The organism is Streptomyces prasinopilosus (assembly GCF_001419695.1).
GTDB lineage: Bacteria > Actinomycetota > Actinomycetes > Streptomycetales > Streptomycetaceae > Streptomyces > Streptomyces prasinopilosus.
The window spans coordinates 1-2,131 of sequence record NZ_LIRG01000663.1; the positions used below are offsets into that span (position 1 = coordinate 1).

A 2,131-nucleotide genomic window follows, 5' to 3' on the forward strand; every position below is an offset into this window, starting at 1 on the left:
CCGAGGGCCGGAGTGCCCTCCGGGAGGCCGGGGACGGGGGGAGAGGCACCGGCACCTCACACGGTGAGCGCGTCCCGGCGGGCGGAGCCGCGACGGAACAGGAAGGCCGCCGCCACACCGGCCAGCAGGCCGATGAGGTGGCCCTGCCAGCTCACACCGGCCTGACCGGGCGCGATGCCCGCGAGGATCGAGCCGCCCCAGACCGCGCCGACCAGCACGGCGACGACCACGCCCATCGGCCGGCGCTCCACGAAGCCGCTGCACAGCAGGAAGCCGAAGAGGCCGAAGACCAGGCCGGAGGCGCCCGCCGTGTTGGTGTGCGCCGGGGCGATGAGCCACACCCCCAGACCGTCGCAGACGACGACCAGCGCGCACACGGCGGCGAACCGGCGCAGACCGCCGAGGGCGGCCAGGAAACCGAGCACCAGCAGCGGCACGCTGTTCGCCGCGACATGGGCGAAGCCGAAGTGGACGAAGGCGGAGGGGACGACGTCGACCAGCTCCGAAGCCGTGCGCGGCACGACGCCGAAGTCGTCCAGGGCATGACCGGAGACCACGTCGACCACTTCCAGCAGCCACAGCAGCGCCACCCAGGCCGCCATCAGCACGGCCGCCGTCCTGGCCCGTTCACGCCCCGACCACCGTGCGGCGACACCGGACACGGCACACCCCCTCGACTCGCTCGTCCACCCGGGAAGGGACCGGACGCCCGCCGCGGAGGCGGATCGATCCTCCGCCCGGGAGACGGACGGGACCCCTTGACCGGTTCCCCTCCCACCATGCCGGATAGGCTCGGTGTCGTGAACCATCTCAAGCCAGGAGAGACGACGCGAACGCCTTGGATCCTGGGGGTGTCCGGCGCTTCCGGCACGCCATATGCGGCGGCCGTCCTCCGTGCGCTCCTCCAGGCGGGGGAGAGCGTCGACCTCGTCGTCAGCCGTGCCTCGCGGCTCACCCTGCTGGACGAGACCGGCATCTCCTTCCGCGACGCCCACTGGCGCGACGACCTGCGGGAATGGCTGTCCCGCGGAGCGGACGGCAAGCCGGACACCTTCACCGTGGACCTCGACGGCGTACGCCACTGGAGCGCCGGCGACCTCGCCGCGGGCCCCTCCTCCGGCTCGTACCCGAGCAAGGGCATGCTGATCGTGCCCGCCTCCACGGCCTGCGTGGCCGGAGTGGCGCTCGGGCTGTCCAAGGACCTGCTGCAACGGGCGGCGAGCGTGACCCTCAAGGAGCGACGCCCCCTGGTCGTGGCCGTACGGGAGACCCCGCTGAACGGCCAGACCCTGCGGCACCTGGTCTCCCTCGACGACGCGGGCGCGACCGTGGTGCCCGCCTCGCCGGCCTTCTACGCGGGCGCGACGCACATCCAGGACCTGGTGGACTTCGTCGCCGGCCGCGTGCTCGACGCGGCGGGCGTCGGGCACACGCTGTACCGCCGCTGGAAGGGCGAGCTCGGGGGAGGGGCGTCACCGTCCCGCACCGCCTGAGCGGCATCCGCGCCCCCGGCGCCCTCCCCGCGCATCCGGTGCGCCCCCGTACACCCCGACGCAGCACTCACCGATTCTCACTCACGTGCAGACCTCTTCAGCGGAAGGCTTCGATCGCATGGACGCGGTGGACAGGCAGCTCATCCAGGCCCTGAGGGAGAACGGCCGGGCCTCCTACGCCGAGCTGGGGCGTCTCGTCGGCCTGTCGGGACCCAGCGTCACCGACCGGATCAACCGGCTGGAGGCGGCCGGTGTCATCACCGGCTACCGCGCCACCGTGGACGCCGCCTCCCTCGGCCTCGGGGTGACCGCCCTGATCGGCATCTCGCTCTCCGACGCCGCCGACCACGAGGACGTGGCGCAGCGGCTGAAGGACCTGCGCGAGATCGAGGACTGCTGGTTCATCGCCGGCGACGACTCCTTCATGCTCAAGGTGCGGGCGGCCGACGTGGACGGGCTGGAGCGGATCATCCGCAGGCTGTCCGGGACCAAAGGCGTCTCCCGGACCCGCACCACCATCGTGCTCTCCACGAAGTGGGAGAACCGCGTCGGTGAGCTGCCCGAAGAGGTCCGGTAGCCGGGGCGTTACGGTTGGCTGAGCCGTCCGGGGCGGCCGGGACGGGCAGAGCGAGCAAGCC

The 2,131-nt window shown here is 72.8% G+C and carries 3 protein-coding genes; 2 read left to right on the forward strand and 1 reads right to left on the reverse strand.

Annotated elements, in window-relative coordinates; all coding sequences use genetic code 11:
- Positions 1–56: 56 nt before the first annotated feature.
- The gene (locus AOK18_RS24130; protein WP_055695698.1) at positions 57–602 is read right to left on the reverse strand and encodes a rhomboid family intramembrane serine protease; all 546 of its coding nucleotides are present in this window, start codon (positions 600–602) and stop codon (positions 57–59) included.
- Between the two features lie 198 nt (positions 603–800).
- On the opposite strand from AOK18_RS24130, the gene AOK18_RS24135 reads away from it, so the two are divergent.
- A complete protein-coding gene (locus AOK18_RS24135; protein ID WP_420865640.1) occupies positions 801–1,493 on the forward strand; it encodes a UbiX family flavin prenyltransferase in 693 nt (230 codons plus the stop codon).
- Between the two features lie 118 nt (positions 1,494–1,611).
- Positions 1,612–2,070, forward strand: coding sequence for an Lrp/AsnC family transcriptional regulator (locus AOK18_RS24140; protein WP_055573909.1), 459 nt, complete (start codon positions 1,612–1,614; stop codon positions 2,068–2,070).
- Positions 2,071–2,131 lie beyond the last annotated feature (61 nt).